The sequence below is a fragment of the Nostoc sp. genome (assembly GCF_036917235.1).
GTDB lineage: Bacteria > Cyanobacteriota > Cyanobacteriia > Cyanobacteriales > Nostocaceae > Nostoc.
Window position 1 is genome coordinate 44,122 of record NZ_JBALDU010000112.1, and the last position, 24,336, is coordinate 68,457.

The 24,336-nt window shown below is 43.1% G+C and carries 20 protein-coding genes; 10 read left to right on the forward strand and 10 right to left on the reverse strand.

Features of this window, described 5'->3' with window-relative positions; all coding sequences use genetic code 11:
* Nucleotides 1-10: 10 nt before the first annotated feature.
* Complete coding sequence (gene hpnA, locus V7K44_RS32140; RefSeq protein WP_334937983.1) at nt 11-1,039, reverse strand: hopanoid-associated sugar epimerase; 1,029 nt, start codon at nt 1,037-1,039, stop codon at nt 11-13.
* A complete protein-coding gene (locus tag V7K44_RS32145) occupies nt 1,039-3,774 on the reverse strand; it encodes an efflux RND transporter permease subunit (RefSeq protein WP_334937985.1) in 2,736 nt (911 codons plus the stop codon). The genes hpnA and V7K44_RS32145 overlap by 1 nt, the downstream gene beginning before the upstream one ends.
* 95 nt (nt 3,775-3,869) lie before the next feature.
* Between V7K44_RS32145 and V7K44_RS32150 the strand changes: the two genes are divergently transcribed.
* Both V7K44_RS32150 and V7K44_RS32155 read left to right on the forward strand, forming a co-directional pair.
* Nucleotides 3,870-4,547, forward strand: a complete 678-nt coding sequence (locus V7K44_RS32150; RefSeq protein ID WP_334938022.1) for a 5'-methylthioadenosine/S-adenosylhomocysteine nucleosidase family protein — start codon at nt 3,870-3,872, stop codon at nt 4,545-4,547.
* A gap of 448 nt (nt 4,548-4,995) precedes the next feature.
* The gene (locus V7K44_RS32155) at nt 4,996-6,705 is read left to right on the forward strand and encodes a putative bifunctional diguanylate cyclase/phosphodiesterase (RefSeq protein WP_334937987.1); all 1,710 of its coding nucleotides are present in this window, start codon (nt 4,996-4,998) and stop codon (nt 6,703-6,705) included.
* A 107-nt stretch (nt 6,706-6,812) separates the two neighbouring features.
* On the opposite strand, the gene V7K44_RS32160 is transcribed toward V7K44_RS32155, so the two are convergent.
* Entirely contained in the window at nt 6,813-7,475 is a 663-nt protein-coding gene (locus V7K44_RS32160; RefSeq protein ID WP_334904681.1) for a LuxR C-terminal-related transcriptional regulator, read from the reverse strand.
* Nucleotides 7,476-7,586: 111 nt separating this feature from the next.
* Between V7K44_RS32160 and V7K44_RS32165 the strand changes: the two genes are divergently transcribed.
* The 3 genes from V7K44_RS32165 to V7K44_RS32175 all read left to right on the forward strand — a co-directional run bounded on the left by V7K44_RS32165 (nt 7,587) and on the right by V7K44_RS32175 (nt 10,176).
* Nucleotides 7,587-8,006, forward strand: a complete 420-nt coding sequence (locus V7K44_RS32165) for a DUF6220 domain-containing protein (protein ID WP_334937989.1) — start codon at nt 7,587-7,589, stop codon at nt 8,004-8,006.
* Nucleotides 8,007-8,062: 56 nt separating this feature from the next.
* Complete coding sequence (locus V7K44_RS32170; RefSeq protein WP_334937991.1) at nt 8,063-8,896, forward strand: sulfurtransferase; 834 nt, start codon at nt 8,063-8,065, stop codon at nt 8,894-8,896.
* 155 nt (nt 8,897-9,051) lie between these two features.
* Entirely contained in the window at nt 9,052-10,176 is a 1,125-nt protein-coding gene (locus V7K44_RS32175) for a site-2 protease family protein (protein ID WP_334937993.1), read from the forward strand.
* Nucleotides 10,177-10,404: 228 nt separating this feature from the next.
* On the opposite strand, the gene V7K44_RS32180 is transcribed toward V7K44_RS32175, so the two are convergent.
* The 6 genes from V7K44_RS32180 to V7K44_RS32205 form a co-directional block, all read right to left on the reverse strand.
* Nucleotides 10,405-11,124: a choice-of-anchor K domain-containing protein gene (locus tag V7K44_RS32180; RefSeq protein ID WP_334937995.1), complete on the reverse strand. Its 720-nt coding sequence runs from the start codon at nt 11,122-11,124 to the stop codon at nt 10,405-10,407.
* Between the two features lie 443 nt (nt 11,125-11,567).
* The gene (locus V7K44_RS32185) at nt 11,568-13,778 is read right to left on the reverse strand and encodes a tetratricopeptide repeat protein (RefSeq protein WP_334937997.1); all 2,211 of its coding nucleotides are present in this window, start codon (nt 13,776-13,778) and stop codon (nt 11,568-11,570) included.
* Between the two features lie 263 nt (nt 13,779-14,041).
* Nucleotides 14,042-14,221 (reverse strand): photosystem II assembly protein Psb34, encoded by a 180-nt coding sequence (gene psb34, locus V7K44_RS32190; protein WP_334937999.1) that lies wholly within the window; start codon nt 14,219-14,221, stop codon nt 14,042-14,044.
* Nucleotides 14,222-14,558: 337 nt separating this feature from the next.
* Nucleotides 14,559-16,547 carry a glycine oxidase ThiO gene (thiO, locus tag V7K44_RS32195; protein ID WP_334938001.1) on the reverse strand — a complete coding sequence of 663 codons (1,989 nt, stop codon included), beginning with the start codon at nt 16,545-16,547 and terminating at the stop codon, nt 14,559-14,561.
* 120 nt (nt 16,548-16,667) lie between these two features.
* Nucleotides 16,668-17,066, reverse strand: coding sequence for a hypothetical protein (locus V7K44_RS32200; RefSeq protein WP_334938003.1), 399 nt, complete (start codon nt 17,064-17,066; stop codon nt 16,668-16,670).
* 17 nt (nt 17,067-17,083) lie between these two features.
* The gene (locus V7K44_RS32205) at nt 17,084-17,422 is read right to left on the reverse strand and encodes a 2Fe-2S iron-sulfur cluster-binding protein (protein ID WP_334938005.1); all 339 of its coding nucleotides are present in this window, start codon (nt 17,420-17,422) and stop codon (nt 17,084-17,086) included.
* 75 nt (nt 17,423-17,497) lie between these two features.
* Between V7K44_RS32205 and cimA the strand changes: the two genes are divergently transcribed.
* Nucleotides 17,498-19,207 (forward strand): citramalate synthase, encoded by a 1,710-nt coding sequence (gene cimA, locus V7K44_RS32210; protein ID WP_334938007.1) that lies wholly within the window; start codon nt 17,498-17,500, stop codon nt 19,205-19,207.
* Nucleotides 19,208-19,343: 136 nt separating this feature from the next.
* Here cimA and V7K44_RS32215 read toward each other — a convergent pair whose 3' ends face one another.
* A complete protein-coding gene (locus V7K44_RS32215; RefSeq protein WP_334938009.1) occupies nt 19,344-20,222 on the reverse strand; it encodes a M48 family metallopeptidase in 879 nt (292 codons plus the stop codon).
* Nucleotides 20,223-20,255: 33 nt separating this feature from the next.
* Between V7K44_RS32215 and V7K44_RS32220 the strand changes: the two genes are divergently transcribed.
* From V7K44_RS32220 to V7K44_RS32235, 4 genes are all read left to right on the forward strand, one after another.
* A complete protein-coding gene (locus V7K44_RS32220; RefSeq protein ID WP_334938011.1) occupies nt 20,256-20,438 on the forward strand; it encodes a hypothetical protein in 183 nt (60 codons plus the stop codon).
* Between the two features lie 179 nt (nt 20,439-20,617).
* Nucleotides 20,618-21,667: a sensor histidine kinase gene (locus V7K44_RS32225; protein ID WP_334938013.1), complete on the forward strand. Its 1,050-nt coding sequence runs from the start codon at nt 20,618-20,620 to the stop codon at nt 21,665-21,667.
* 226 nt (nt 21,668-21,893) lie between these two features.
* Nucleotides 21,894-22,298 carry a hypothetical protein gene (locus V7K44_RS32230; protein WP_334938015.1) on the forward strand — a complete coding sequence of 135 codons (405 nt, stop codon included), beginning with the start codon at nt 21,894-21,896 and terminating at the stop codon, nt 22,296-22,298.
* A 57-nt stretch (nt 22,299-22,355) separates the two neighbouring features.
* Nucleotides 22,356-23,576 (forward strand): acetate kinase, encoded by a 1,221-nt coding sequence (locus tag V7K44_RS32235; protein WP_334938018.1) that lies wholly within the window; start codon nt 22,356-22,358, stop codon nt 23,574-23,576.
* Nucleotides 23,577-24,336: the final 760 nt, after the last annotated feature.

The following is a 24,336-nucleotide window of genomic DNA, read 5'->3' on the forward strand; positions in this document are numbered from 1 at the left end:
CAAGATTTATCTATGGGGTCTTAAATTTTGAATTTTGAATTTTGAATTCCCCAAAGGGGTTGACATATCCTTGAGCAACAAACCAATCCACAGCATCTTTGAGTGCGGCGTTGAGCGAAGATTGGGGTAGACCCAATTCTCGTACAGCCTTTGAAGCATTGTAATACATAGGTTGTTTCGCCATCCGAACACCATCTAATGGTACTGAGGGCGATTTACCCAGTGGTGCGAGAATCTTTTCATCAACCCAGGCAACACTCAGGGGCAACCAAGCGGGTACTGTTTGTTGAGGTGCGCTAAGACCTGTAATATCGGCGAGTTGTTCGAGTAGTTGCTTGAGACTAAGGTTTTGATGACCTAAGATATAGCGATCGCCAGATTTACCCCGCTGCAAAGCCAGTAAATGCCCCCATGCGACATCTCGCACGTCGATAAAATTTAGACCAGTATTCAAGTAAAAAGGCATTTGCCGTCGCAAAAACCGCAAGATTATATCACCCGTCGGGGTAGGTTTGATATCCAACGAGCCAATGGGACTGCTGGGATTGACAATAACTACTTCCTGACCTGTAGCAACGGCTTGCATAGCTTCTTGTTCAGCCAGAAACTTAGACTTTTTGTAGTCACCCACCAACTTTTCTAAGGGACTCTGATGTGTTTCATCGACAACTTCCCCTGACGATCCTACCCCAATCGCTGCCACTGAACTTGTGTAGACGGTGCGCTCAATGTTAGCTTTGCGAGCTGCTGCCAACACATTGCGCGTACCCAGGACATTGTGACGGTGAAGTAATTCACGGTCTGTTTGCCACAGGGAATAATGGGCTGCGACATGAAATAGGCATTGACAACCTGCCATTTGTTGCCAGAGATTTGGATCGTTCAAATCACCTTTGACAATTTCCACCTCTAAACCGCGTAGATTCTCCAAATTGCTGGTTGAGCGTACCAGTGCTTTGACTGCATATCCTTCTTGTAGGAGCAACCGTACCAAATGAGCGCCAATAAAACCCGTTCCCCCAGTGATAAAAACCTGCATTAACTTGCCCCCTGCTCCCCTGCTTCCCTGCTCCCCCTCTTTTTAAACCGGGGAAACCAATCATCCAAAATGGTGTAAACTACTGGCACAACAATCAAACTGAGGATAGTTGAAGTTACTAGTCCACCTGCGATCGCTACAGCCATAGGCGATCGCAATTCAGAACCAGCACCAAAACCTAAAGCGATCGGTAGCATCCCTAAAATAGTGGAGGCCGTGGTCATCATAATTGGTCTGAGGCGCACTAGTCCGGTGTTGAGAATTGCCTCTGTACGGTCTAAGCCAGCATTGCGTAACTGATTGATGTAATCTACAAGCAAAATAGCATTTTTATTTGCCAGCCCTAGTAAAAAGACGAAACCGATCAATGAGATCATGCCAAAGTCGCTCTTGGTAATCAGTAGCGCCAACATGGCCCCCACTAGTGCTAAAGGTAAAGATACACCAATCACCAAAGGGTCTACCCAGGTTTTGAATAACAAAATTAATACTATGACAATGCACAGGGCAGATAGAGCCAGAGTAGTGCCGAAACTGCTAAATACTTCATTTTGACGGGCAGAGTCTCCTCCTAAATTTAAAGAAACATTAGAGGGTAACACCGCCTTTGCTTCAGCTACCACTTTGTCAGTGGCATCACCCAAAGACAGATCCTTGCCAAGATTAGCACTGATGTAAGCCACCCGCTGATTATTCAAACGCTCGATCTGAAAAATCGTGCCCTGTGGATTCGTTGCACCTGTAACTGTAACATCAGCGAATCCTGGTAGCCTTTGAATCCTTTCTTTAATGGCTTTGACTGCTTTGCTCAAAGCTTGGAGATTATCACCTTGTAATGCTATTTGCAGGGGTTTTTGGCCGCCAGAATCGACAAATTGAATATCTTCAATACTAGTAGTTACCCCAGAAAGAACAGGTAAGGAGGAGCGCAACTGATCCTGTAGTTCCGCAGTTGTGATTCTGCGTTGGACGAAGTCCTTGCCGTAGGCATCGCCCTTTAACTTTACATATAGTATCCCTTTATTCGGCTCACCCTCACGAGAACCAACAGTGGTAAATACCGTTTCAACTACCGGTGATTTTCTGACTACATTTTCTAATTTCTTCGCAACCTCTAGAGAATCATTCAAGGGGTTGGGAATTTGAGACTGGGGAATAGAATTTCTCCCCTGCTCCCCTGCTCCCCTGCTCCCCTGCCCCTCTCCTCCACTAGGAATACTCGGCAAAGGAGCCGTATAAGCAATATTAAATTCGCCGCGATCGAGTTTGGGAATAAATCCTTTGGGAATTAGTGGAATCAGCACTATACCTGCGATGAAACTGAGTGCAGCTAATCCGATAACTATCTTCCGGTGATTTAAAGACCAACTCAGTAAATTTCTGTAAAATTGAGTAAAAGCTACCCAGATTTTTGCTTCTCGACGCGGGGAAAGCGAGGATTTAGGTTTTAGCCAGTAGATAGCCAGAACTGGAGATAAAGTCCGAGCAACTAGCATAGAAGCAAGCATCGCCGCTGAAACAGTGATACCAAAAGGCTTGAAGAATTGACCGATTACTCCACCCATTAAACCTATAGGTAGAAAAACTGCTACTGCTGTTAAAGTGGCGGCGGTAACTGTCAACCCAATCTCATTTGTCGCTAAAAGCGCTGCTTGGCGAGGAGTTTCTCCATCTTCAACGTGTCGCATGATGTTTTCCACATCCACGATCGCATCATCAACAATGCTACCAATCACCAAAGCTAAAGCCAGCAGGGTGATTGTTTCCAGGTTGAAGCCAAAAATCGCCATAACGATAAACGTCGCTAACAAAGACGTGGGAATCGCCAAGGCAGAGATCAGAGTTGCCCGCCAATTCCACAAAAAAGGAAAAATCACTACGATAGACAACAAGACTGCTTCCAGCAAAGCATCAATTGTTGACTGGGTGGCTTGACGGATATATTCTGCTTGGGTGGCAGCTAAGGTGAGTTTGACATCTTTAAGGGTTGAGCGTAGCCTTTGAACTTCTTTCTCAACATGACTCACGACTTCCAAAGTATTAGCACTACCGCGTTTGATTACCTGAAATGCGAGTGCATCTTCACCGTTAAACCGGACTAATGTCGCCCCACCTTGGGGGACCGTTGCACTCGCATTCGCTGGATTTACTGGAGGAGTTGCAGTCGCAGCGCCTAGTAGTGAGACTTTTAATACTCCTGGTAATTTAGCGATCGCACCGACAATCTCATCTTGCGCCAATTTTGTCAAATCTTTGAGATTTCGTGTTGGACTCTCTATGGCATAGCTAATGGCGGCTGACTCGTTTAAATTCAGAGGAATAATTTTAGAAGTTCCTCCTTGAGGTAGAGTCAACTGCTTGAGGGCAGTTTCAACCTTTTTGGTCGATGTTTCTAAATTTGTCCCAACGGCAAAAGAAAGGGCAACAGCTGTTTGACTAGGATAGGTTGATGAGCGAATATTCTCCAGTCCTTCTAGAGAGCGGAGGCGTTCTTCTAGGGGTTTAGTGAGCTTCGCCTCGGTATCCAGGGCAGTTGTCAGGGGAGCTGTAGCATTCACAACTACCACTGGAAAGGTAATATCTGGAAACAAAGCATACTTTAGGGAACTGAAAGCCAGAACACCAGCTACCGTTACGGCAATCCAAAAACTCACCGTCAGCCACGAAAATTGAATCGCCAATTTGGAAATATTGAAGAGTTCTCGTGCGGATTTGGAGTTATGAAGCTTTACCATCTTGGAAAATTATCGTGTGGGTGACACAATTATTTAGTCATGCTACAGCAATCACCTTCGGTTTGCGAGTTTTGGTTACTACTAAACCTAATTTTTTGCCCATCAACACAATTCTGGTACCTCAAGGAGCAGAATATAAAGCTGTGTGTCGCGGATTAAACAGCGTTACTGGCTCCATCCCAAAAGTAGTACCCATACCTGTTGGGATGAAGCCTTTACTCAAATACCTGCAACAAGGACAATTTCTGACTCCAAAATCCAGAGTGCTGATTATGGGTATATGTGGCAGCTTGAGCGATCGTTACACAGTTGGTGATATTGTGCTGTATCAAGATTGTGTTTATCAGACGCAACTTCAAGAATGCGATCGCACTTTTACAACACAATTGCATTCTTGCCTATCAGAAAAAGTATCCTTAGTCAATTCACTGACAAGCGATCGCCTAATTTGGTCTGCGCCCGAAAAACGTCATTTAGGTGAGACTTTGGCGGCTGATGTTGTTGATATGGAAGGATTTACCGCTTTAGAATTTTTCAATGCGGCTGGAGTGTCCGTGGCAATGCTGCGAGTAGTCAGCGACGATTGTCAGCATAATATCCCCGATCTCACACCAGCAATTAACTCTGATGGCTCTCTAAACCCTTTGCCGTTAGCGATCGCCATGCTTCGACAACCCTTTGCCGCTACTAGGTTGATTCGAGGTTCATTAATCGCATTAAAGGTGTTAGAGCAAGTTACAAATCTGCTTTTTTCAGGCTCTAGCAATAAATAATCTGTTACGTCTTTACAGTAATTTTTAGGTAAATAACCATGCGATAGAGACACAGTTTTGCTATGCCCTGACAAAATATAGCAATCCTAAAATATTTGTGAAAATATATCTTTACTCTCTTTGCATTCTCTGCGTCTCTGTCGTTAGTTATAAAAATAATTTTTCACTAACAAAATCGAATTTATATATTTTTTTTTACTCTGACATCACCTGAAGACAAACTAATAAAAATCAACCTGATGTAGGTATTTCTTGTGAGATTGTTTATGGATAATTTTTACATAAACTTTATAGTAAACATATCAAAGAGAAACCTAGATTGGGAACCATAATATATAACCTTATCAGGGTTGGGTTCCATGAGAGCTAATGGCACTGAATTGTAAATCAAAAATACCCTTTTGCCAGAATAGCTCGGAACTAATTTACCAACTATCGAACAGAATTTATGAAGCTCAATCTATACTCGTTCCTAGCTAGTTTTCCATTACTCAAAAAAAGTTACACCACTAAGATCATGTTGGTGGCATTTTTGGGTACTCACATACCACTTCTAAGCTTACTTTTCAGTTTCGTTATCTCAAACTCCTATTCCTTAGAGATGACGATCCGAGTTATGCTTATTGCTCTGTTGGCTACTTTAGCGGGTACAGCCGCCACCCTCTACGCAATACACCACCTCCTCAAACCGGTTATTTTTACATCTGCGGCATTGCAAAATTATCTAAACACCAAAACCTTGCCTGAATTGCCCACAGAATTTACTGATGAAGTCGGTACATTGATGGCAGATACCTCACAAACTCTTCACAAATTAGATGAGTTAATTCATTACATCAGTAATTATGACGATCTAACTGGATTACCCAATCGTGATTTATTTCGCGATCGCCTCCATCAGACTCTATTTCAACCTGAAAATAACCAGCGCTTTGTAGCCGTCTTTTTACTGGGTATTGATGATTTCACTGCTATGAGTCATGGTTTGCAGCATGAAACAACAAATTTGTTGTTAAGAGCAGTTGCTCAGAGGTTATCACTCTGCATGACACAAACAGATATTCTTGCCCATTTGAGTGGAGATGAATTTACCATTTCCCGCATAGATATTGTTTCTTTTGAAAGTGTAATTAAGCTATCTCAGATGGTGTTAAATACCCTGAGCAAACCCTTTTCCATAGAGGGTAATTTGATTCATCTCACCGCCAGCATCGGCATTACAATTAATGGAATCAATGAGTATAGCGTAGATCAGCTTTTGCAACAGGCTCATATAGCACTGTACCAAGCAAAGCAACAAGGGCGTAGCCAATACCAATTCTATTCACCGGAAATTAATGCTCAGTTACAGGAGCGAATAACTTTAGAAAATGAATTACATGGGGCGCTTGAGCGTAATGAAATGCTGGTTTATTATCAACCTCTAATTGATTTACACAGCGGACAAATTACAGCTATGGAAGCGTTGGTTCGCTGGCAGCATCCGACATTAGGTTTGCTTTCTCCAGACAAGTTTATTCCCATTGCAGAAGCCAATGGTGCGATCGTACCAATTGGCGAATGGGTCTTGCGAACTGCTTGTACCCAAAACCGTGCTTGGCAGCTTGCTGGATTTAACCCAATTCGGATATCTGTAAATCTGTCAGCTCGACAGTTTGAACAACCGTATCTGGTTGAGGTCATCAGCCAAATTCTTGAGGAAACTGGACTCCAAGTATCTCACCTGGAATTGGAAGTGACCGAAAGCTTCTTGATGGCTGATATGGAGCGATCGGTTAAAACCTTAAAACAATTACGAGAACTGGGTATATGCTTGGCTCTAGATGACTTCGGTACTGGTTATTCTTCCCTTAACTACTTGAAGCGCTTTCCCGTGAATATGCTCAAGATCGATCGGTCATTTGTACAGGATGTCACGTCCAATCCTGATAGTGCTGCCGTCACGAATGCGATTATTGCCCTGGCAAAAAGCCTGCGGTTGAACATCACGGCAGAGGGTGTGGAAACCCGAGAACAGCTTGACTACCTGAAAATGCTGGGATGTGATGAAGGTCAGGGTTACTTCTGGAGATGTCCTATGCCCGCCGATCAAATTACCCCGATGTTGCAGAAAACTTATCAGCAGATGGAGAAAATTCCAGCACAAGTGGATGTCTAAGCTAGAAGATCCCCCCCGATCGCGTTTAATTTTATATTTTCATAGAAATGCTTATCAGGGGGAGATGAGGAGAAAAATTCGGGATTAATCAGGCAATAAAAGGTCATTTATTTTGAAACTGTGGAAAGCTTTGCAACCATGTGAGCGCGAGATGAAACCTCAAGCTTGCGAAACATCCTTTTTAAGGCTTGCTTGACAGAGTTTTCAGTAATCCAAAGTTCAGCACTAATTTCTGCATTGGTTTGTCCTTGAGCCACCAAGGAAGCAATTTGCATTTCACGAGGCGTTAAACGCTTTGTCTGTAATAGTGGTTGTTGCAATTGCGCCATTGCCACCCAAGTAGAAATATGCAGACAAAGCGCACTCAAATCTGTAAGATTTTGTGAATCAAATGCAGGCATTCCTTGCTGACGCGTCAAACCTACCACACCTACTAACTCACCATTGCTGACAATTGGCCCTGCCATGACGTGCCAGTGATCGGCACGAGGACAAATCAATTTCCATGTCTTAGGTTCTACTACCAAAGCTTCATGAACAGGGGCATGGCGTTCTAGCAAGTAGCGTGCAACTGGATTGTGTTGAGGCGATAATGCAATTTGCAGTGCTTTTTGAATCTTGCTGTCAACTAAAGAAATTTGGGCAAAGAAAAACAGCCCACATCGTGTAGCTGAAAAATACTCACTCATTTGTGCGGATATGTGCGATCGCAAAGTCTGTTCATCTTGAGCTTGAGCAATTCCATGAAATAGAGCTTGTAAGGCAACCATGATTTGCAAAGTGTACTCGTTCGAGGTCTAGGCGCAGTATCGCAACCAGACTTATCTTAGCTTTAGTCACACCAAGTCAAATCCTTTGTTTAGTTTTTTGAATTACTTTACATGACTGTAAATTCTGGCATTGATGACACACAGATATCCGGGCGCTGGATTCAAATCAGTTTTTTGATCGCCGCAGTCCTTTTCAATCTCTGTTTAATAATCCAAATATTCAGTGTTGGACTGGCTTACTTTTACAACTCTGATTGGTGGAACCTACATATTTGGCTCGTGCGAGGATATGGCGGACTCTCACTAGTTTTGTTGATATGGGTGTTTTTGATTCCGTTTCCTCGAAGAATCCGAAACCTAACAGCAAGTATGCCAGTGCTACTGGGACTGCAATTTCTCACAATTCATTTACACACTTATTTTCCTCTAGCAGTGTTCCACCCACTCATCGGCTTTTCCTTATTCTCTATTTCCACAACCTTAGTGCATCGGACATCGCACATCGTATTTCCCAACTACAACCAAGACTAAATCGTTGAGAAAACACAAATTTCAATTCTTTTCGCGTTCTTACAGGAGAAATAAAAGTGTCTCAATACGCCGATCCATCTGTTATCGTTGATACCCAGTGGCTTGCAAATCATCTTAACGATCCAAACATCCGCATTATTGAAGTGGATATGAGTCCAGAGCCGTACAAAAATGCTCACATACCTGGTGCTGTCTTCTGGAACATCTTTACAGACTTACTCTTGCCCGATTTGAAGATGAATTTGGATGCGATCGCTTTTGAAAAGCTAATGGCACGTTCAGGCATCACCAATGACACCACAGTGATTGCTTATGGCAGTTATCCGGGAACGGGAGCTTGGATTTTCTGGTTGTTGAAAGTCTTTGGACATGAGAATGTACGAGTTCTCAATGGCGGCTACCAGAAATGGAAATCAGAAAGTCGTCCACTAGCAACTGAGTTATCTACGTTTGCTTCTACTGATTACCGTGCCAGAGGTATTGATGCTGATGTGCGAGCATTACAAAATGAAGTTCAGGCATCGATAGGTAGAAGCAATCGTGTGTTATTGGATGTCCGAACACTGCAAGAATACTCTGGTGAGTGGTTTTTCGATCGGCCACCACAAGAAGGTCAACTCACTGGACATATTCCCGGTGCAGTGCATCTGGAGCATATCTTAACTCTCAATGAGGATGGAACTTTTAAATCATTCGACGAATTGAAAAATCTTTATACGAGTAAGGGCATTACGGCTGATAAGGAAGTGTTTCCCTACTGTACTATCGGTGGGCGTTCTGGATATATCTGGTTTGTCTTAAAGTATTTATTGGGCTATCCGAATGTTCGGAATTACGATGGCTCTTGGAATGAATGGAGCCGTCTACCTGATATAGCTATAGAGAAGTAGTGAGGTATTATTCGCAACTATTTGCAATAACCGCACCTTTACAGACGGACACCACTACCATCCCCAAGATTAAAATCTCTTAACCTTTCGTTACACTAGAGGCATCGAGAAGGACGAAAGCAAACCTCTTGAAGCTGAAATCAAAGGTGAACGACATGAATGGCACAATTCGCGTTGGTAATCTCTTCGGAATTCCCTTCTATATCCATCCGTCATGGTTTTTAGTTCTAGGTTTGGTAACTTGGAGCTATAGCAGTGGACTGGGGGCGCAATTTCCCCAATTGTCTGCGGGATTAGCTTTGCTACTAGGATTGATGACAGCGCTGATGTTATTTGCCTCTGTCGTCGCCCATGAATTAGGCCACAGTTTTGTTGCGCTTGGTCAGGGAATTGATGTCAAATCCATCACGCTGTTTATATTTGGCGGTTTGGCGAGCTTAGAAAAAGAATCGAAAACCCCAGGTGAAGCTTTTTGGGTAGCGATCGCAGGCCCAATGGTAAGCTTACTACTATGCGGTATCGTTACAGCGATTGGTGTTACTACATCTGCATCAGGGCCGTTAGCTGCAATTCTTGGCGTTCTAGCTTCTGTTAACTTGGCATTAGCCCTGTTTAACCTGATTCCTGGCTTGCCCTTAGATGGCGGAAATATACTGAAAGCTCTTGTTTGGAAAATTACAGGTAATCCTTATAAAGGTGTAACCTTTGCGAGTCGAGTTGGGCAAATCTTTGGTTGGGTAGCAATTCTTTCTGGTGTAGTTCCCTTACTATTATTTGGCAACGCTGGTAACTTCTGGAATTTGTTAATTGGCTTCTTCTTATTGCAAAATGCTGGTAATTCGGCTCAATTTGCCAGAGTCCAAGAAAAACTCACAGGTTTGACAGCCGAAGATGCTGTAACTTATGACAGCCCGATTGTATCTGCTAATTCTACTCTGAGAGAGTTTGCCGATGAGCGAGTCATAAGTGGACAAAACTGGCATCGGTTCTTAGTGACTGATGATGATGGACAATTAGTAGGTGCGATCACAATTGATAATTTAAGAACCATCCCCATAGCACTGTGGTCAGAAACTCAAGTTAAAGAAGTGATGCGACCAATTACTGAATCTACCACAGTCCAATCAGATCAACCTCTACTGGAAGTAATGCAGTTACTCGAACAACAAAAGCTATCTGTGCTTCCCGTGATTCGTGAGAATGGCGTCCTAATTGGAATCTTAGAAAAAGCTGCAATTATCCAGCTACTTCAAAACCGAACCCAACCTAACCCTGCATAAAGACGCAATTCATCGCAATCAAAAAACCGTAAACCTTTGTAGAGACGCGACAAATAGCGTCTCTATATTTTTATAGCCAAAATTTTTGATTGCGTGAAAAAACTCCGTACAACTTAAAGAGCTTTCTTTCCAGTTACTTCTTGCCTGTCCACGCAAATAAGTTCAAAAATCAAATGGGATTGTTATGTAGCACTCCTATTTAATTTTTGAACAAAACTCAGTATATATCTATTCCCTATTCCCTGTATTTCTTTTCCAAGAATTTTTACGAGATATCAGGTATATCCCTAGCAAGGATAGACCCACCACTGGCGGAGGTTCGGGTATAGTTTTGATTTTGGCATAAATAGCTGTTGTAGTTGTAGCTTCTTCAAGAGCTTTAATACTTATCTGGCGACTGTCTGGATTAAAACCGATTAACTCAAGGGTATATTTATTACTTCCAAAGATGAAACTGCGATTACTCAAATTTGTGTCTAAAAATACTAAGTCTGCACTCTTTTCAGGATCTTTTGGGTCGTTAAGTGTATTTACTAAACGCAAGTTGAAGTCAAAAACTTGGCTGGTTCCCACAGGAGGGCTGAAAGATACATTGAGATTTAAAGGTACAAATTCAACGCTTGAATCAGTGCGTACCTTTCCATTAAAGTAAGTTAAATCAGCTATTTTGAATACAGAGTTAATGTCCGCAGAAAATGAAGTTCCATTAGAGGTTAGTTTATTTGGAAGTCCTGGCGGCAAATCAGCTTGACCCCAAGTAAATGTATTACTTCCCACACCTGTATATATGGGATTAGTATCGGTGCTTCCTGGCGTAGGATTTCCCCATGTCGCACTAGAGATGCCAGAAAAAGTTAGAGCTTGTGCTTGACCAGAGAAACTAAATCCTGTGGTCAAACTCATAAAAAAACTAGATATAGCAGTAGCGAAAACAAAACTAAGTTTCATAATTCTAGGTTTTAATTATCATTCTGGAGCTTCTTTCAAGTAGGTCTTCAATCTACCTTAGTAAATTTACGGAAAATCCGCCAACGTCTTATTGTATTTTTTATAAAAAATTTATGTGTATTTCAAAATAATTTAATGAATACTTTATATTTATTAAGTTAAGATTATGGATTGTTAAAATATATTTCACTAGTTTGTAATTAGTAAACGGTAAACTTCTTGCAAAAAGTTCCCTAACACACTGCACCCAGCAGGAGTAAAGACTTTGACGTAAGTCAAAGGCGGAGTAGGGTTCTTTTTTGGATTTATGCAAGAAGTCTAGTAATTACGCAGGCGCAGCCCGTCGTAAACATCGCTACCTTACTTGACTTCCCAATAAATTGTCAAGCTGATATGAAGTTACAGTTTTTTGACATTCTCTGCATTATGGAGAGCAATGGGATTCATAATTTTGACAAAATCTCTGGTAATAACTGGCTAGGAACTTTAGATAAAGCCAGATTTTGCCCCTGTATCCCCAACTCATTATGAAAAGCACGAATAGTTTTCACCACATAAGCAAAGGTTGTTTGATAAGCCTCTGGTTGTTTACTTAATCCGTTTAATGCTTGCAAATGGTTATCTAATGCTACTTCTAAGTGTTGAGAGCGTATCGCTTTGTCGCCATTAAAAGACTTATCTATTACTAGCTGATAATGTGCTAATCCCAGGTTATTGTGAGAGGCAAGCAAATCAAAACTTAAAGAAGTACCACTAAGGGAATGAGCCAAAGCTATAGCTTCTTCATAAGCGCTGATACATAGTTGCAGATACTTTTGCCGTGCCTCTTTAGTAGTCTCAGATAGGTTTGCTAGATGCCAGTAAGCAGTACCCAGATTATTTTGTGTAGCGGCGCAGGCACTGGGAACATTAGCTGGAGTGCGATACTTGAGAGCTTCGCTATAAACATCTATGGCTAGCTGGAGATTTTGGGCAGGTTGTTCGTATTGTGCCAGATTCCAACACGCAGTACCGATATTGTTTTGAATCATCCCATACTTCAGCGGTTCCTTTTCCGGGTTGTAGTGTGCAAGTGCTTCATTGTAAGCTGCGATCGCTTTCTTTAAATGCACAATCGGTTGGTTGTATTGCCCTAAATGCCAGTAGGCAGTACCCAAATTATTTTGGCAAGCCGCATACTTTAATGAATCCATATCCGCTGTACGGTAGCTGAGTGCTTCACTGTAAGCGAAAATTGCTTGCTGCCAATTTTCAGATGGGTGAGAGAAACGAGCTAAATCACCATAGGCTGTCCCCAAATTATTTTGTACACGAGCGTAAGTTTCCGAATGTGTCTGAGGCGAAATTATCTTTAACGCCAACTCATAAAATTCTATTGCCTGCTCTATATAAGTTTGTCCCTCCTCAGAATTGGGTGGTGTGCGGTATAGCATCCAGTAGAGTGTACCCAAATCATTCAAGATATCTGGGAGTTGGGGTGAGCTTTCGTCATAGCTAATTGCCTCCTGATAGGCAATAATTGCCACCATCAGGTTTTCTAAAGTCGCCTCTCCTTGCTCAATGCGAAGACGGTATAAAGTACCCAAGCGATGATAAGCCTCTGCCAGTATTTCCTCTGAAACAAGATTTTCGTGTAATTCTTCAATCTCTAATAAAATCTGCTGTGGTTGTAAGGAATCCTCTGTATTTTGAGCAAAATTTGTATTAATTGTTGCTATTACTAGCTCCGTTAACTCACTGCTAATATAAGATAAAGATGACAGCGATTGATTATTACTCCCACTACCAGACCGATTTGTAGATTCCTGTTGTTGTGGCGTAGCCTTCAATAAATCCGCTGTTGATGGTGAAACTTCCTCAGTTTTGTGTACCCGATTCTCTTGTATCTCTACTGGGAAATCAGAATTATTCTCAAACTTGAACTCAGTGGCTGTGGTTCTGAGTTCTGCTTGGTTAGCTGATTCATCTAGAATCGACTGCTCAATATTCCCTTCCAAGCTTCCTGAACGTGAAAAACGTTCTGGATAGGCCAAATTCTGAGTTGCTGGTGTGGGTTCTCCAGCAAACACAAATACGCCAGTACGACAACGCCAAAACTGTGGTGCTGATTGCTTGATAGCAGATAACCAAGGACGCGGTATCCACAATAGCAAGTTAGATTCTAGGAATCGGCTAGATTCTTGTGTAGAGAAATATTGTTCGCTTAAGCGGAGATAGTGCAAAAATAACCGCTGTGTCGCCACTGGTTGCTTGGTGAGATGCTCCACGCCGACAATTTGAAATGCTGGAACTGGAAAAGGTTTTCCAGGAGTATCTTTTGATGCCCCAACAATTGGCGGTGGATAATTAGTCAACCATTGATTAATCTGGATTATGGGGTTGGGATCGTTTAAATTCAAACGCAACGTGACTAATCGCGGATAAGCTGGAGTGCTATTTTCCTGAGCATTTGATGATTGATATAGCACCTGTCCAACAGGATAAGCCAATGTAGAATGCAAACGGGCTGCTACCTGATTTCTTAAGTATAAATTGTCACATATTGCTAAGAGAATTTGTCGGCGTAAGCCAAGACTTAAGGCAAGTTTCAGGCGGTGGTATACTTGCCGATTCCAAGTAGAATTATTGTTGTGTGCAGTATCATTCACGCTCATAGCGGCTAAAGAGCCAAAACACAGTACATATCACCTTTTTGGGTGCATCCAGTGGGACAAACTCATACTAAAAATTATTTTTAACAAGTAGATGTTGTGCTAATCAGGATATATTCAGCATTCAATTATAGTAGGAATCAAAGTATAATTATATACTTTGATTCCTAGTTCAATTTTAACAAAAAATAAAAAAGCAGGCCCCTCTTAAAATCGGAACCTGAAAAACTATAAAGAAAATGAAGTTTTCTTAAAATGTTTTACGATCAACTGCTCTTAGAAACAAAGAAGGCGACTACAATCAAGCCGACAACCAAAGCTGTAGCGGCAATTCCTAGTAGGAGATAAATTCGCTTTTGCCCTTCTGTGGGAGGTTCTGCTTGATAAATCTTTGGTTCCCTGGCAAAATTATTCAGAAGACCGCCTTCTTCATTGGTATAGGGCATGAATGAATTCCTTTATCTTTATCGTTAATTTAATGTTACATAAATGCTAAATCTGGTCTTAAACTGCTAGATAAATCGTTACATTGGGGATTGGGTATCAATACTGTTCGGTTAAGGCAAGAGACGCGATGAATCGCCGTCTCTACAATAATCATTCCTTTTGTAGAGACGGCGATTTATCGCGTCTTTGTGATGATTTATCGCATCTTGAAGCGATCTAGAATTTTAATCAAAAAACCTTAACCGAACCCTATTGAATTGGGCATTGGTTATTCCCCTTGTCTCTCTTGTCTGTTTATTCTCCATGCTCCATGCCCTATGCCCTATTCCCCATTCTCTAACTAGTAATTGTCCCAGTTAGAGGTGAACTAGGACTGGCGTAATCTTTAATAGGCATTCTGCCAGCAAGGTATGCTAAACGACCGGCAACTGCTGCCAAATTCATGGCACGAGCCATTGCTGCTGGTTTTGGAGAAAGAGCGATCGCACTATTAATCAACAAAGCATCTGCTCCCAATTCCATTGCCTGGGCGGCTTCTGAGGGTGAACCAATACCAGCATCTACCACCACTGGCACACCTGCATTTTCGATGATAATTTGGATATTGGCAGTTGTTTTCAGCCCTTGTCCAGAACCAATGGGTGATGCCAAAGGCATGACTGTAGCACAACCTACCTCTTCTAAGCGCTTGGCTAACATCGGGTCGGCGTTGATGTAGGGCAATACTGCAAAGCCTTCTTTAACTAGCTGTTCTGCTGCTTGCAATGTCCCAATCGGGTCTGGGAGTAAATACTTAAGATCGGGTATTACTTCTAACTTGACAAAATTATTATCTTCCTGCCCCAACAATTTCGCCATTTCTCGCCCTAAACGCGCCACCCGAATCGCCTCTTCAGCAGTTTGACAACCTGCGGTATTAGGTAACATCCAGATTTTTGTCCAATCCAAGGCTTCAGCTAAACCTTCATGTCCAGGAGCCTTGGTTTGTACCCGTCGGACTGCTACGGTGACAATCTGGCAATCGCTGGCGGCGACGCTTTGCTGCATTTCTTCAATGCTGCGATACTTACCAGTTCCCGTCATCAAGCGGGATTGGAAGGTTTTGCCAGCGATAATCAGTGGGGAGTCTTGAGTGGAGAGTGGGGATATAGCAGAGTGATGTCCGTTAGAGAAATTGGCAGAGTGAGTCAGCATTGGGGTGGAGGTAGATGACTTGGAGTGGAAGCGCGAATAGTGAAAATCAGCAAGTAGGGGGTCAGACTTTTGTTCCAATATTAAATCGGCAATCAAAGCGGCGGTTACGGGCGCAAGTAGAATTCCGTTGCGGTAATGACCTGTAGCAAAGGTTAAATTTTGACAGTGGCTAGTGCCCAGGATGGGTAATTCGTCAGGGGTGGTTGGGCGAAATCCCCACCAAAATTCCTGGATGGGATAATGCTTTAATTGGGGATATAGGCGGATAGCAGCTTGTAATAATTTTTGAATACCTTCTGGGGTGTTGTTGGGCATAAAGCCAACGTCTTCACTTGTTGCGCCAATAACCAGGCGATCGCGTCTTGGTACGATGTAAATATTCTGCCCGAACAAAACTCGCTTCAAAGGCAAGTCCGGCGCAAATTCTGGTATCCGCACACTCAGCATTTGTCCTTTTCTAGGTAGCACGGGTAGCGGTAACAATTCATTTGACCAAGCACCTGAAGCTAAAACATAGTGCGCGGCGCGAATTATTCCAGCATTGGTTTGCACGCCAACCACTTGTCCTTGCTGCTGTAAAAATCCTTCTACCGTAATACCATCTTTGAGTTCAACACCAATAGATTCAGCCGCCGTCCGCAATACGTGAGCTAGAGCTTTATTATCAACTTGGGCGTCTTCAGGATACCACCAGCCACCAACTACCTCGGCTCCCAATCCTGGCTGATATTGATGAATTGCCTCTTTATTTAACCAGTAAGCCGGGGACTCTTCGCTAGCAGAGGGGCAGAGGGGCAGAGGGGCAGAGGAGAGAACTTCCCCTGCTCCCCTGCTTTCTTCAAAGAGGGGTGCAAGGATACCACAGGCACGATAGCCAGTATTTAAACCTGTCAGTTCTTCTAATTTGCGCGTCCAGTCGGGATATAAGGCACGCGATCGCCAACACAAGGAACGCATTGCCCCATTAGGGATGTTTTCCGCATCTGGTGCCAACATCCCGGCGGCAGCGTGGGTAGCGGCAGCCTGGAAGTCACGACAAAGCACGGTGACGTTTGTCCCGCGCAATTTTAGTTCAATGGCGATCGCTAAACCAATAACGCCGCCACCAATAATTACAGTCTCACTAGTCATTAGTCATTAGTCATTAGTCACCTATCATTAGCCATTTATCATTAGTACATAACTAATAACTTATAACTAATAACTCATAACTTATAACTTATAACTCGTAACTAAAGACGGATCTTATCGTTACCACAAGGCGCGAATTGGTTCGTTGCTTTGATTTGTATCGGTAGATGGTGTGCTTGTTTCTGAAGAATCTGTATTATTCTCTGTTGTAGTGTCAGCAGGTGATGTTGAGTCATCGCCAGAATTCTGGGCAACGTTACTCCTGTTGTCGGGTCTTGGGGCTACAATACCGCGCCTGTTTTCGTTTGTTTGAGTTGTTTCATTTCCTTCTGTTGCAGTTTCTTCATTCTTGCTGCCAGCACTGCTATTAACATTGATATTAGCTGGCAGGACTTCTGATTTCTTGTCACTGGGAGCGTTAGCAGTTTGTACGCCCATCGGAAAGTTGATGCCTAGTAATGTACCAAGCAGAATGGCTAAACCACCAGCCATTAAAATTAAGGGTGTCCATCTACCCATCTTGTCTTAACTCCTTTTTAACCTTTTGGTGTCCACACTATTCGAGAACCTTGTCCCCAAAATCCATCAAACTTTGTCACTTTCACATCGCCTAAAACCTGAGTTTGGCAGGCTAAACGTAAGTCTGTTGTAGGAGAATGGGGAGGAAGCGAACGCCGCGCAGAGTCGCGCCAGTTCGCTGCTGATACTTTGCCCTCTACCTTAACCGCGCAGGTACCACAACTGCCAATGCCCCGACAGTTTATTACCTTAGCACCGTCATTGTAGAGGTCAATACCATTTTGCAGCAAAATCTTGCGGAGATTGCTTCCATGCTCGCAATCAATTGTTTTACCTTCAGCTATTACTTTAGGCATTTTTAAATTGCCAAACTGGCTTTTTGTTGTATATTGACACATTGCCTCGAAAGTTGTTTCGTCGGTCCCAGTTTTATGACCACAAATTCTTCACCTCAACTTTGGCTCTATGACACTACATTACGGGATGGCACTCAGCGCGAGGGGCTATCTGTATCGATAGAAGATAAGTTACGCATTGCCCGTAGACTCGATCAACTGGGAATTCCCTTCATTGAAGGTGGTTGGCCTGGTGCCAATCCCAAGGATGTACAATTTTTCTGGCAACTCCAAGAAGATCCGCTCAAACAGGCTGAAATTGTTGCTTTTTGTTCGACTCGACGCCCCAACTCCACTGCCGCCACCGAACCGATGCTACAGGATATTTTGGCGGCGGGAACTCGCTGGGTAACAATTTTTGGCAAGTCTTGGGATTTACACGTGACAACCGGACTCAAGACGACATTAGAAGAAAATTTGGCGATGATTCGCGACACAATTGAGTACCTCCGTTCTCAAGGTCGTCGGATTATCTACGATGCCGAACATTGGTTTGATGGCTATAAGCACAATCGAGATTATGCTTTTCAGACATTAGAGGCTGCGATCGCATCTGGTGCGGAATGGCTAGTCCTCTGTGATACGAATGGTGGTACTTTACCCCACGAAATTAGCCAAATTGTTCAAGATGTCATTTGTCATTTGTCATTTGTCACTTGTACTGAGCGACTTGTGCCGAGCGAAGTCGAAGTAAGTCGAAGTATTTGTCAAGAACCAATAAGTGAGGGCAAAGGACAAAGAATAATGCCCCAAATTGGAATTCATACTCATAACGATTCGGAAATGGCGGTTGCTAACGCAATAGCCGCCGTAATGGCAGGGGCAAAGATGGTACAGGGCACAATTAATGGTTACGGTGAACGTTGCGGTAATGCTAACCTTTGTTCGTTAATTCCCAATTTACAACTTAAGGCGGGTTACAGTTGTATCACAGAAGACCAGCTCACACAACTTACAGAAGCTAGTCGTTTTGTAAGTGAGGTGGTCAACCTTGCGCCAGATGAACACGCTCCTTTTGTCGGACGTTCGGCTTTTGCCCATAAGGGCGGTATTCATGTATCAGCAGTGGAACGTAATCCCCTAACTTACGAACACATTCAGCCGGAACAAGTCGGGAATCGTCGGCGCATTGTGATTTCTGAACAGTCTGGACTGAGCAATGTTTTAGCCAAAGCCCGCAGTTTTGGGATTGAATTGGATCAACAAAAAGCAGAGGCTAGGGAAATTCTCCAGCGCCTCAAAGATTTGGAGAGTGAAGGATTTCAATTTGAAGCAGCAGAGGCCAGTTTTGTGCTGTTGATGCACGAAGCTTTGGGAGGCCGCCAGAAGTTTTTTGAAGTCAAAGGTTTTCAAGTCCACTGTGACTTGATTGAGGGGAAAGAAACTAGCAATGCCTTAGCTACAGTCAAAGTTGCTGTTGACGGGAAAAATATTTTGGAGGCGGCGGAAGGTAACGGGCCAGTTGCAGCTTTGGATGCAGCTTTACGCAAGGCTTTGGTGAACTTTTATCCCCAAATTGCAACTTTTGATTTGACAGATTACAAAGTGCGGATTCTCAATGGACATACGGGCACTGCGGCGAAAACCCGTGTGTTGGTAGAATCAGGCAATGGTCGTCAACGCTGGACGACGGTAGGGGTTTCCACCAATATTTTGGCGGCTTCCTATCAAGCGGTGGTGGAGGGCTTGGAATACGGTTTGTTATTGCACTCCCAAGCCGAAGCAGCGGTGAAAGCTTCTAGTTGACAAAAGGGATATGTAGTGTAGGGGAAATTTGCGTTTTTCGATAAAAAGGGGAAGCGATCGCCAAAGTGCGATCGCTTTCTCACATCTATAAAAATTTTGTGCTTATATAGCGAAAAAGCGGTTGTTAAAAGTAGCTCTACCAATTGCGCCATCCACCTTTGGGTGCAACTTCATTATTAGTAGACTTCAGTCCGTGACTGTGCAACAGAGTTTGATATTCAGTGCTGCTTGCCCAACGGTCAATTTCTCGCGCCCGTAGCACTGGCACTGGATGGGTTAATTGGGCTGTACGGGCAGCTTTGACCATTTCACCCAGTTCCGTCTTGCTAATATCATCGTAAGCGCGGGCTTGGGCGACAAAGGCATCGAGATTCAGTTGGGGCGCTAAGGTGGGAGAACCACCTGCCAACTTCATCAACACCGACATAACAACTTTTGGGTCTTGGGTTGCTAGTAATGCGGCGCGATCGCAGGTAAACTCAGCACAACGTACCCATTCTAAAAGTTGCGCCTGTATGGCTTGGGCAACGAAAGTACCAACATTGGGCACAATCGCCGCAGCTAATATTAGTAAATTTACAGGAGTCAAGTAAACGCTATGGTCACACTTAAGATGACCCAACTCATGAGCGATTACTGCCTGTATTTCCTCTGGTGTGAGCATATCAATTAGGGAAGTGTGTAGCACAACAAAAGGCTGCTTACCCCGCACAGCAAAAGTATAGGCATTGGGAGCCGGATGTTGGTGGACGTACAACTGGGGAGGATCTATATCCAGGATTTTACAGGCGTCTAACAACAGCTTGTATAAATCGGGTAGTTGCTTTTCACCCACCAAAATACTAGAGGCAATATTTTCCACATAGAAAACCTGCTCTGCCATTGGCCCGAGCCAATTTCGCACTAACATATCTATGCCTGGTATCTGCTTGAGCGCTTTGGTAGCTTCCAGGTCTAATGGATGACGAAATGAGTCAGCTTTTAAACCAATCAGCGGGGTTTTGAAGAAGGACATAGTGCAACAAGCTATAAAAAAACACAACTAACTATGGAATCTGGCTGGATAGATAAACAGCCTCCCACAGTTAGTATAACGATTTCAGTTGGGGTTTCCTTTCTTGCAAAATCGGGGGTAAATAAGCAAGCGCCAGTCTTGCAAGAACAGGATAATTTACTCCTGGGCTACATCCCGAAGTTCGCGTTGGCGCAGTTTACTGTAGGTAATCGCTAATGGTCACGATCCCCAGCAACAGCAGCATAGGCTGATTTTTATAAGAACCACTTGACATCACAAGACAGTTGTACAATATCAAACAGTTTAAAGCTGACTGTTTGCTAGTTTTGATGCTTTTGCAATCTATGTATAATAATCAAGTGTCTAACCGTCTTAAGCAAAATGTTGAAAGAATTATGCAGAGGTGGGAGGAGCGGGCGCGTGATGAAGTCGGTGCATCAATACATCAGGACTCTCTTCTGCTACAAAATTCCCTACCTGAGTATCTAGAGCAATTAGTGGATGAGCTGTCAACGAAGATTGAAAGGACACCAGCCAGAATAAAAACCGATAAACTAAATAGCACTCGGATTGGGAAAAAGCATGGACATGAGCGGGCAGGTTTTGCCGACTACTCAATGACTCAACTCATTTTTGAGTACCACATTCTCCGTCAGGTCATATTTGAAATTCTAGAAGAAGAAGCGGCTTTAGAGGTGAGGGAACGAGATATTATTATCGATTCCATTGAGCAAGCTGTTAATGATGCAGCGACTCAATTTTCCCAGACGTTGCGAGATATTCAAGAGTTATTTATGGTGACACTGACTCACGATCTTAGAGGTCCACTCAATGTCATAAAAATGGGTACTCACCTGACTCTACGTCGGCTTGAACGAGGAGACACCCATGTGAATATCGGAGCGAAAATGCTAAGTGCGATCGACCGATTGAATTCGATGATTCAAAATCTGCTCGATGCTAGTCAGCTGCGGGCAGGGCAGAGCTTAAAGTTTGAATTTGAAGAATGCAATTTAGACAGCCTTGTTCAGGACGTAGTAGAGGATTTGAACTTTACTTATGGAGAGCGGTTTGTTGTAGTTTGTGATACTGATATCAGGAGCAATTGCAGCCGTCAACAGATACGACGGGTAATTGAAAACTTAGCTATTAACGCCGTGAAGTATGGTGCTCCTGATACGCCAATTACACTCACGCTTGAGCAAATTGAAACGCAGATCAGCCTCACTATCCACAATGAGGGTAATCCGATCTCTTCAGACGCTCAATCAATCTTATTTCAACAATTTCGTCGAACCATCTCTGCTGAGGATCAAACAGGATGGGGGTTAGGGTTATTTTTAGCAAAGAGTATTATTGAGGCGCATCAGGGGACGATTGAAGTTGAAAGTGCCCAGGGCAAGGGGACAAGCTTTATCGTTAAGTTGCCTAAACTTCCCTATTAGAAGTACAAGTATCATCAGATACTGTTGGCGCTCATTTCACCTCTCTGCTGCATACGCCTACCGGGCAAACCCTGTCCTTTCGTGTCCGTTGCAGTTAATCTTGATTGGACACACTAATTCACGCTCGGAAAATTCAATGCGCTTTGGTTTTTTTACTTTATGTGTTCTCGCACTAGCAACAACAAGTGGGCACGCCGCTCAGTCTCCCAAGATTCCAGCACTGGTGATGACCAGCCCGGATTCAGCTTCTGCTAACTACGAAGATAAATGCAGCAACGGCAACAATCTTGACAAGGTAAATCGCGATAAGTTTCTTAAACTTATGCTTGCTAATAAAAAATCAAAGCTATCTCAACTGAAAGTAACTCTCCTCAATGAAATTAAACAAAGTGGTGATGAGCCACGAGGCGAGGGTGTCCATATTGGTGAATGGAATCAAACTTTCCATGACCGAAGTGGTTGTGGCACAAACACTAACAGTTACTCAGCATTTGTTGTCACCGTGACCGGTGGAAATGCAAACCATACGGTTGTGAAATACTTGGTAACAATTGATGACGACGATAACGCAGGCAAAAGAACCCTCAAGATGCGCGACATCCGCCCAATCAACCTACGAAATGATAACTAAGCATGAAGCTAGAATTAGTGACACGATCAAAGGAGATCGTTTTTTTCTGTTGTCACTATGAAGATATTAGTACTGAATGCCGGATCGAGTAGCCAAAAGAGTTGTCTGTATGAAATTGCAGATGAAGCTCTTCCTAATCAAGCACCCCAACCCCTTTGGGAAGGGAAAATCAACTGGACTCAAGATCGGGGTGTGGCAGAAATTGAGGTGAAAACTGCTACGGGTGAAAAGCTGGAAAAATCAATTTCTGGTGATTCTCCACAGGTGCACCTCACCTATATGCTCAATACACTTGATCGTGATGCTACCAAGGTAATCGATCGCTTGTCAGAAATTGATGTGGTGGGACATCGGATAGTACATGGTGGCGAGCATTATCGAGATAGTGTGGTAATTACCGAGGATGTCAAAAAGGCGATCGCGGGTCTTTCTAACCTTGCTCCAGAACATAATCCAGCCGCTGTGGAAGGCATAGAAGCAATTGAAAAAATCTTAGGAAATGTCACCCAAGTAGCAGTCTTTGATACCGGATTTCATGCCACTTTACCCGATGCAGCAGCAATCTATCCCGGCCCCTACGAGTGGGTAGAGCAAGGTATTCGTCGCTATGGGTTTCATGGTATCAGTCACCAATACTGTTCTGGTCGTGCTACCCAAATTCTCGGTCGAGATGTTGCATCTGAGCGGTTAATTATCTGCCATCTGGGCAATGGTTGCTCTTTAGCGGCAATTAAAAACGGTCGCAGTATTGATACCACTATGGGATTCACGCCCGTAGAAGGATTGATGATGGGTAGTCGTTCTGGTTCAGTCGATCCGGGGATTTTGATTTACCTGTTGCGGCACTGCAATTACTCTGTAGAAAAGTTGGATGAGTTATTAAATAAAGCTTCTGGGTTAAAGGGAATTTCGGGTGTATCTAGCGATCTGCGTGAAGTGAGAGAAGCGATTGCTCAAGGTAATTCCCGCGCTCAACTGGCATGGGATATCTATGTGCATCGCTTGCGTTCTGGTATCGGCGCAATGCTTGCTAGTTTAGGGGGATTAGATGCTTTAGTGTTCACAGCAGGTGTGGGTGAACACTCTCCACAAATTCGCCAAGCCGCCTGTGAAGCCTTTGGGTTTATCGGACTTAAAATAGACCTTGAGAAAAATCAACAGCAGCCTGTGGATGAAGATATTGCTACACCCAATTCGGCAGTACGGATATTGGTTATTCATACTCAAGAAGATTGGGCGATCGCCGGGCAGTGTTGGCAGTTGTTGAAACGTAATTAGAAAATCTGATTTAATTCAGGTAATATTGTTTGAAGATTTCAGCTATCCTAATCTTTTTCTGAAAATAGTCTTTCACGAAAAAACATCTTTTTCAATGCCTCACACCCGATTTTCAAGCTAATAACCAACGCATAAAGCCTTTACCAATTTGCCCTACTATAAAACTAAAAACCCATTGTAATAACGGGCCAACTATTGACAAAAATAGCAAAAAAAAGAAATCATTGGGAGTAAAAATAAAAATACTAGAAGTGACACAAGTTAGTCCCCATGCCAGCCAATTTCGATATTGAGAACTAATAGAAGTCCATCTTGGAAGCTGATTAACCAGCCAATAGCGAATAGTAGCAAATACAAAGGATGTTACTAACCCAGCAAGTATTGATAATGAAAATACTAAATGTAATTTCCATGTAAAAAAAGTAGCAGGGAATAAAGAAGCTAGTTCCCAAGAGAATAAATTTAATTTCGTCCGAAGACAGCTTAGTATTTGTTCAATAAGCCAATAATGCAAATAAACAATATTTAAGCACTCAGGATTTTTGATAAAATCACTCTTGATTTTGTGAATTATGTCCCCATAAAATAAAACATTACTTTGTAAAACAATATCTTGTTTTTTCCAGAGATATAAATCTGATGTATCTTCTCTATAATAAGAATTAAAAGTGTGCGATTCGAGGTTGCACGTAGTGAGTCAGAATAACCTGAAAGAACAAGGTTTACAAAGCTTTTGCACCTAGTCCTGAAGGCGATTCTG